Genomic DNA, 8,365 nt, shown 5'->3' on the forward strand with positions numbered 1-8,365 from the left:
GTTAGTGCCAAACGTTATTACAGGAAGTTGCCTTCAATGCTCAAGGACGCTGTGACCCTGCGTGCGCTGCAATCAGACGACATGGCGTTCATCGAGCGCCTTTACGCTGAAACACGTGCCGAAGAAATGTCCCGCAGCGGGTGGCCCGCCGAGCAGGTCGCTACCTTCCTCAGCCAACAATTCCATACCCAGCATGCCTATTACCAGGCCCACTACAGCGGTGCCGAGTTTCTGGTCATAGCGCATGAAGGTAAAGCCATTGGCCGGCTTTACCGCTTCTGGGGGCCGGCCAAAGTCAACCTGATCGATATCGCGCTGGTAGCTGAGTATCAGAAACAGGGTATCGGCAGCGCGCTCGTTGATGAAATGGTGCGGCGTGCCGATGCAGAGGGGTTGCTCGTCGAGTTGTTCGTTGAAACCTATAACCCTGCCCAGCGCTTGTATAGCCGCCTTGGTTTCGCCGTCATCAACCAGTCTGGGGTTTACCTGCGTATGCGGCGCGAGCCCCGGCCTGCCTCAAGGAAAGCCCCATGAGTCGAGAAGACATCCATACCGTGCCCAGCCAGGCGGAACTTGAAAGGGCCGACCCGCAGGGGTTCGTCCTGCAAGTGGCACCGGGGCAGGGTATCCGGGTCACGTTGGCCGGTGTTTACCCTGAAGTGGCGATGAACGAACGCTATGAGTGCTATTCGTTCGTACTGTCCTTGCCCGAAGGCGTGGCGTTGCCGTCGCAGGTGTACCGCCTGTTCGGCCCCGAACAACAGGCATGGTTGCTGCTGCTGACGCCGGTAATGCCTGGCGCCGATGGGCGTCCGTTGCTGGAAGCCGTCATTCACCGCGAAAAAGCCGCACAGCAGTAACCGGCACCTGAGAGTTTTCAATAAACGCAACTCAGCTAAGGAAGTGTTCGATGAGCGATCCATTTATCGGCGAGATCAAGATGTTCGCTGGCAACTTTGCACCCCGCGGTTATTCCCTGTGCAACGGGCAGTTGACAGCGATCTCGCAAAACACCGCGTTGTTCTCGCTGCTCGGTACAACTTATGGTGGTGATGGCGTGACCACCTTTGCCTTGCCGAACTTCCAGGGGCGTTCACCGATTCATTGGGGAACGGGTGTGGGCCTGCAACCGGTGGAACTCGGGGAGTTCGCCGGGGTTGAATCCGTCAGCGTGCTGACCAGCAATATGCCCGCACACAACCACACGATCTTTGCCTCTACCGCTGAAGGCACCAGCAACGTTCCGTTGGCCAACGGGTATCTGGCTGCTGCGGTCGACAAGGACCTGAACCCGATCAACATGTATACGGCTGCACCTGCCAACCAGGTACCCCTGAACAGCACCGTCAGCGGCAGTTCCATTCCGCTGCAAACTCGCAGCCCGTACCTGTCCGTCAGCTTCATCATCGCCCTGATGGGTGAGTACCCATCCCGAAGCTAATGAAATGACCGGCGGCGCTTTGCAAGGCGCCGTCACTTTTTTCGCAGCGCTGCCTGATTAGACAGGGCGGTGGCGCAACTGGAGGCGCACCATGAAACTCATCGAACGATTCATGCGTAAGGCTACCGCGCAAGTGCGGCCCGCCGATCCTGGTACCGCGCCATTGCTGATGGCCTTGGAGCCACGGATCATGTTCGATGCCTCCGTTGGCGCAGTCGCCCAGGATGCAGCGCAAGCCACCACCGAGCCGACCACAGACAGCACCTCCAAGGCGCAGGCCGCGCAGGACAGCGCCAGCGCCGACAGCCGTCCCAGCCAGAGCTCGCAAGGCACCCAGCCTTCCCAGCGGCAGGAGGTAGTGTTCGTCGATGGCCAGGTTGGCAATGTCCAGCAATTGCTGGCTGGCCTGTCAGGCAACGCCGAGATCGTCGTGCTGGACCCTGACAAGGACGGCCTGCAACAGATGGCCGACTACCTCAAGGGCCGCGAGGGGCTGGATGCGGTGCATCTGCTGTCCCACGGCGCCGACGGTACGGTACAGGCGGGCAATGTCTGGCTGGCGTCGAGCAACCTGGCCGAGCACCGCGCCGCCTTGGAAAGCATCGGCGCCGCGCTCAAGGCTGACGGCGACCTGATGATCTATGGCTGCGAAGTGGGTAACAGCAGCACTGGCCAGACGTTCATCGAGCAGTTGGCGGCCATCACCGGTGCCGATGTAGCGGCGTCCTCGGATGACACGGGAACCGCGACACTGGGCGGGGACTGGGTTCTGGAGCGCAGCAGCGGCCAGATCGACACGGCCGCGCTTGTGGTCGAAAGCTACGAGGGAATTCTGGCCGCGTCGTGGAGCACCGGTAACGCACCGTTCAGCACGGCCATTGGCGCCGCTGGCCGTACTGTGGTCGGCGACTTCGACAACGACGGCGATACCGACATCCTCTACCAGACCGGTGGCAATGGCAGCACCTGGCTCTATGCTCGCAGCAATGGCGATGGCACCTTTACCCAGCTTGCTCAGGGCTTATCCCCCTTCAGCGGCGTTACCCTGCCGGACCACGCGTCCACCAACTATTACGTTGGCGACTTCGACAACGATGGCGATGTGGACGTCCTGGTCGGGGTGAACGGCGCCACTGGCGTGTTCCTGCGCAACGACGGTGGTGTGTTTGCACCAGGCAACAGCAGCTCCTTCCCTGCGCCGGCCGCGGCTTCACGCATGGTGGTCGGCGACTTCGACAACGATGGCGCTATCGACATCCTTTACCAGACCGCCGGCAACAACAGCGCCTGGGCCTATGCCCACAACAACGGCAACGGCACCTTCACCTCGCTGAGCCTTGCCCTGTCGCCGTTCAATGGGCTGACCTTACCGGACCATGCCGGTAACAACTACTTCGTCGCCGACTTCGACGGCGATGGTGATATCGATATTCTCGCCACAGTCAACGGCCAGACCGGCACCTACCTGCGCAACAACGGCAACGGTAGCTTTACCAGCCTCGCTACCACGGGCTTCCCGGCGCCATTGGCCAGCGGCCGGGTGATCGTAGGGGACTTCGATGGCGACGGTGCTGCCGACATCCTTTACCAGACCGGCGGCAACGGCAGCGCGTTCCAGTATGCCAAGAGCAACGGCGATGGCACTTTCACCTTGACGCCGCTAGCGGGGTCGCCCTTCAACGGGCTGTCACTGCTCGACCACACCGGCACCAACTACCGCGTCGGCGACTTCGATGGTGACGGCGACCTGGATGTCTTTGCCGCCACCAACGGCGGCACCGGCGTCGTGTACCTGCAGAATGGCGCGGCGCCCGAGCTGGTCAGCACTTCGCCGGCCGACAACGCCACCGGCGTCAGCCCCACTGCCAATATCACCCTGACCTTCAGCGAATCGGTGAACAAGGGCACCGGTAATCTCTACATCGTCCGTACTTCCGACAATACGATTGTCGAGACCATCGCCATCGGCAGTTCGCAGATCACCGGCTCCGGCACCACCTGGACCATCGACCCGTCGATCACCCTGGCCGGCGGCTTCAGCTACGCGGTGCGTGTGGGCCCAAAAGCCTTCGTTGACGCCGACGGCACCGTGTTCAAGGGGATCAGCAACAACACCACGCTGAACTTCACCGTCGCCATGGCCCAGCCGCCGGTAATCGGCAACGTAAATGGCGACGCCGTCACTTACGTCGAAGACAGCGCCTATGTGCTGCTCGACGCCTCCAGCAACGCGACGATCAGCGATGCCGACTCGGCCAACTTCAACGGCGGCAAGCTGACTGTGCAGATCACGGCAGGCGGCACGCTTGGCGAAGACGTGCTGTTCATTCGCGATCAGGGGGCAGGCGCCAACCAGGTCGCCATTTCCGGTGCGTCGATCATGTACAACGGCCTGGTCATCGGCACCTTCACCGGGGGCAGCAATGGCAACCCGCTGGTGATCACCTTCACCAGCAACGCCAACCCGACCAACGTCGCGGCCCTGGTGCAGAACCTGGCGTACCGCAACTCCAATACCGTCGAGCCGTCAACCGCCACGCGCAGCGTGTCGATCAGCATGGACGACGGTGCCGGTGGCAATAGCGCGGTTTGCGTGGTCAGCGTTGCCGTTCAGGGCGTCAACGACACGCCGGTGGCCAGCGTCAGTGCCACCAACCCGACCTACACCGAGAACACTTCGGCGGTACAACTGTTCAGTGGTGCGATGATCAATACCGTCGAGACCGGGCAGAAAGTGAACCAGATGACCTTCACCGTCACCACCGTGTACAACGGTGCGGCCGAGAAGCTGGTGATCGACGGCAGCGACGTGACCCTGGTCAACGGCACCAGCGTGGTCACCAACAACAACGGCACGGTGGTCACGGTTTCGGTGACCAGCGGTACCGCCAGCATCACCCTCAGCAGCAGCGCGGGCCTGGACGTGGCGACGGCGCAGACCATCCTCAACACCATGGCCTATCGCAACGACAGCGAAAGCCCGAACACCGCCAACCGGGTGGTGACCTTGAACACCGTGAGCGACAACGGCGGCTTGGCCAACGGTGGGCTGCCTACCGCGGCTATCGGTATCTTCAGCACCGTGACCGTGGTCGGGGTCAACGATGCGCCGGTGCTGGCCGGCGCGCCGTACAACTTGCCGAGCATCAACGAGGACACCACCTCGACCGGCACGCGGATCTCGACCCTGCTGACCAACTACACCATGGTCGACCCCGATGTCGGTGCCTTGCGCGGTATCGCGGTGGTTACCAAATCCGGCAACGGCACCTGGCAGTACTCCACCGACAATGCCACCTGGACCGACTTCGGTGCCGTGTCCAATTCCAGTGCGTTGCTGCTGAGCTCCACCACTTATGTTCGCTACGTCCCCGATGGCGCCAACGGCGAGACCGCCAGCCTGACCTTCCGCGGCTGGGACCAGAGCACGGGTACCGCGTCCGTCAACGGTATCCGTGGCACCGCTGATACCACCAGCAACGGTGGCACCACGGCATTCTCCACCACCACCGCGGTGGCCAACCAGGTGGTGACCTCGGTCAACGATGCGCCGGTGATGACCGGTGTATCGCCGACCCTGACCGGGATCACCGACACCTCGGTCAGCAACGGCGGCAATACCGTCCTCTCGCTGCTGGGCGGTGTCACCGACGTCGATACCCCGGCGCTCAAGGGCATGGCGATCACCGGCCTGACCGCCACCTACGGCAAGTGGCAGTACAGCATCGACGCTGGCAGCACCTGGAGCGACGTAGGTGTCGTTTCCAGCAGCGCCGCGCTGATTCTCACCGGGCAGAACCTGGTGCGCTTCGTGCCGGACGGCATCCATGGCGAGACAGCGACCCTCACCTACAAGGCCTGGGACCAGAGCAGCAACGCCGGCCTACAGGGCACCAAGGTCAATGTCACCACCTCCGGCGGCACCTCGGCCTATTCCGTCGGCGCCGACACCGCCAGCGTGGTGGTCACCGCGGTCAACGACGCCCCGGTAGTCACCGTGAGCGGCACCCCGGCGTCCTGGACCGAAGGCAACAACGTCGGCTCCACCCCGGTCGTGGTGGCCCCGACCCTGACCGTGACTGACGCCGACGGCCCGAACCCGTTCAGTGCCGCCGCGCGCATGCTGACCTACTACAGCTCCCAGGACACCCTGAGCTTCGTCAATGACGGGCTCACCATGGGCAATATCGTCGGCACCTGGACCGCCGGCACCGGCACCCTGACCCTGACCTCTGCCGGCAATCAGGCGACCGTGGCACAGTTCGAGGCCGCGCTGCGCGCGATCACCTACAACAACGCGTCGAACAGCCCCAACACCACCACCCGCACCGTGCAGTTCATCGTGACGGATGGCAGCAATGCCGCGTCGACCGCGGTGACCGGCGATATCACCCTCACTGCGGTCAACGATTCGCCGACCATCAGCGCCGTGGCGGCCTTGCCAGTCAACGAGGACACATCAACGCCGCTCAGCCAGATCACCTTCAGCGATGTCGATTCCACCCTCGGTATCGTCACCTTCTCGGTCGGTAATGGCACCCTCAGCGCCACTGGCGCCGGCGGGGTGACTGTGGGCGGCACGTCGACCGCGCTGACCCTGAGCGGCACCCTGGCCAACATCAACAACTTCATCGCCGGCAACCGCCTGGTCTACACCCCGGCGGCCAACGCCAGCGGCGACGTGACCCTGACCATCAACGTCAATACCACCAGCGTATCCGACGCCACCACTACCCTGACCCTGCAGGTCGCAGCGGTGAACGATGCACCGGTGGTCACCGCGCCGGCGTCCATCGTCGTGACCGAGGATGTGTCCAGCGTGATCGGCGGCATCAGCTTCACTGATGTCGATGCCGGTGCCAACACCGTTACCGCGACGTTCTCGGTGCCGAGCGGCACCCTGAGTGCCGCCAGTGGCATGGGGGTCACGGTGGCTGGTGCCGGAACCGATGTGCTGACCCTGTCCGGCAGCCTGGCCGATATCAATTTCTTCATCGCAGCCAACGGCCTGACCTTCAAGACCGCCCAGGACGCCACCAGCAGCGTGACCCTGACGGTGACCCTCAACGACAAGGGCTTCAGCGGCAGCGGTGGCGAGAAGACCGATACCAAGACCGTGATGCTCAATGTCAGTGCGGTCAACGATGCACCGGTCAACAGCGTGCCGGCCGCGCAAACCGCCCAGCAGGATATTGCCCTGGGCTTCAACACCGCCAACGGCAACGCCATCGTCATCACCGACGTGGATGCCGGCAACGGGCTGATCACCGTGACCCTGACGGCAACCAACGGCACGCTCAGCCTGGGCAGCCTGAGCGGCATCACCCTGCTGCAGGGGACCGGCACGAACAACACGGCCATGATCTTCGAGGGCACTCGCGTCAACCTCAATGCCGCGTTGCAGACCCTCAGCTTCAAGTCCGTCAGCGGCTTCGTCGGCGCCGCCAGCCTGACCATCGAGACCAATGACAATGGCAATTCCGGCAGCGGCGGGGCAAAGACCGATGTCGATACCCTCTCGATCAACGTGATCCCGGTGAACCCGAAGGTCACCAGTGTCTCGGCCCAGGGCCTGGACCGCACCGTTAAGGTCGGCGACGAAGTGCTGATCAACGTGGTCTTCGACCAGGTGGTAAACGTCGATACCAGCGGCGGAATCCCGAGTCTGCTGCTGGAGACCGGGCTGGTCGATCGCAACGCGGGCTACCAGAGCGGCTCGGGTAGCAACACCCTGGTCTTCAAGTACACCGTGCAGGCCGGTGACGTCAGTGCTGACCTTGACTTCCAGAGCACCGCTGCATTGCAGCTCAATGGCGCGGTACTGGCCAACGCCAGTAACGACCTTGCGATCCTCACCCTGCCGACCGTGGGCGGTAGCGACGCCCTGGGCGGGCGCAGCAATATTGTGGTCGACGGCGTGGTGCCGTTGGTGGCGAGCGTCCAGGCCCCGTCCGCTGGCACCTACATCACCGGCCAGAACCTCGACTTCACCGTCAACTTCAGTGAGAGCGTGGTGATCGATACCACTGGGGGCGTGCCGCGCATTGCCGTAAGCCTGGACACTGGCGGCACCGTGTATGCCGAATACGTGTCCGGCTCCGGCGGCAGCGCCCTGGTGTTCCGCCTGACCGTCGCCAGCGGTCAGCTGGACAGCACCGGTGTGACCGTGGGCAGCCGTATCGACCTCAATGGCGGCGCCATCAGCGACCAGGCCGGCAACGCCAGCGTGACGACCCTGAACAGTGTGGCTAGCACTGCCGGGGTTAACGTCGACGGCATCGCGCCGACCGTTGTCAGTGTGACACCGCCGCTCGATGGCAGCTACAAGGCCGGCGATGTGCTGAGCTTCACCGTCAACGGCAGCGAAGCGCTGCAGACTGGCGCACTGGCGCCAAGGCTGGTGCTGGATGTGGGCGGGGTGACCCGTTACGCCACTTACGTGTCCGGCAGTGGCAGCTCCGTGCTGGTGTTCCAGTACGTGGTCCAGGCGGGCGACAACGACAGCAACGGCATCACCGTCAACAGCATCGACCTGCGCGGGGAAGCGCTCACCGACCTGGCCGGTAACGACCTGAACCTGGCATTGAACGGCATGGGCAGCACCGCCGGGGTTCTGGTAGACACCACCGCGCCAGGTGCCAGCAGCATCGTGCGCGTCGATGCCAGCCCGAGCAGCGGCGACTCGGTCCGTTTCACCGTGACCTTCAGCGAAGAGGTCAGCGGTGTGGACGCCAGTGACTTCAACCTGGTCTTCGGAGGCAGCGCCGCCGGTAGCATCAGCAGCGTCACTGCGCTCGATGGGCATACCTACACCGTCCTGGTCGGCGGCCTGAGCGGCCTCGGCAGCCTGCGCCTGGACCTGGCCAACAGCGGCACCGGCATCCTCGACGCCGCCGGCAACGCCATCGCTGGCGGCCTGACGGG

4 protein-coding genes are annotated in these 8,365 nt (G+C 63.5%); all 4 read left to right on the top strand.

The annotated features are described in order from the left end of the window. Positions 1-51: 51 nt before the first annotated feature. Entirely contained in the window at positions 52-534 is a 483-nt protein-coding gene (locus tag H040_RS26525) for a GNAT family N-acetyltransferase (protein ID WP_335740033.1), read from the top strand. Then, positions 531-860: a DUF6916 family protein gene (locus H040_RS26530; RefSeq protein ID WP_027919931.1), complete on the top strand. Its 330-nt coding sequence runs from the start codon at positions 531-533 to the stop codon at positions 858-860. The genes H040_RS26525 and H040_RS26530 overlap by 4 nt, the downstream gene beginning before the upstream one ends. Before the next feature lie 50 nt (positions 861-910). After that, on the top strand, positions 911-1,441 hold the full coding sequence (locus tag H040_RS26535) for a phage tail protein (protein WP_027919930.1): 531 nt from the start codon (positions 911-913) through the stop codon (positions 1,439-1,441). A 91-nt stretch (positions 1,442-1,532) separates the two neighbouring features. Continuing rightward, positions 1,533-8,365 (top strand): DUF4347 domain-containing protein (locus H040_RS26540; RefSeq protein ID WP_112312927.1); only part of this gene is annotated, 6,833 nt, incomplete at its 3' end.

The sequence above is a fragment of the Pseudomonas sp. URMO17WK12:I7 genome, assembly GCF_003269045.1.
GTDB classification, from domain to species: Bacteria; Pseudomonadota; Gammaproteobacteria; order Pseudomonadales; family Pseudomonadaceae; genus Aquipseudomonas; species Aquipseudomonas putida_J.

What these genes read in the sequence shown, in the direction of transcription:
- H040_RS26535 (WP_027919930.1), top strand. Translation starts at nt 911, where the DNA reads ATGAGCGATCCATTTATCGGCGAGATCAAGATGTTCGCTGGCAACTTT.
- H040_RS26530 (WP_027919931.1), top strand. Translation starts at nt 531, where the DNA reads ATGAGTCGAGAAGACATCCATACCGTGCCCAGCCAGGCGGAACTTGAA.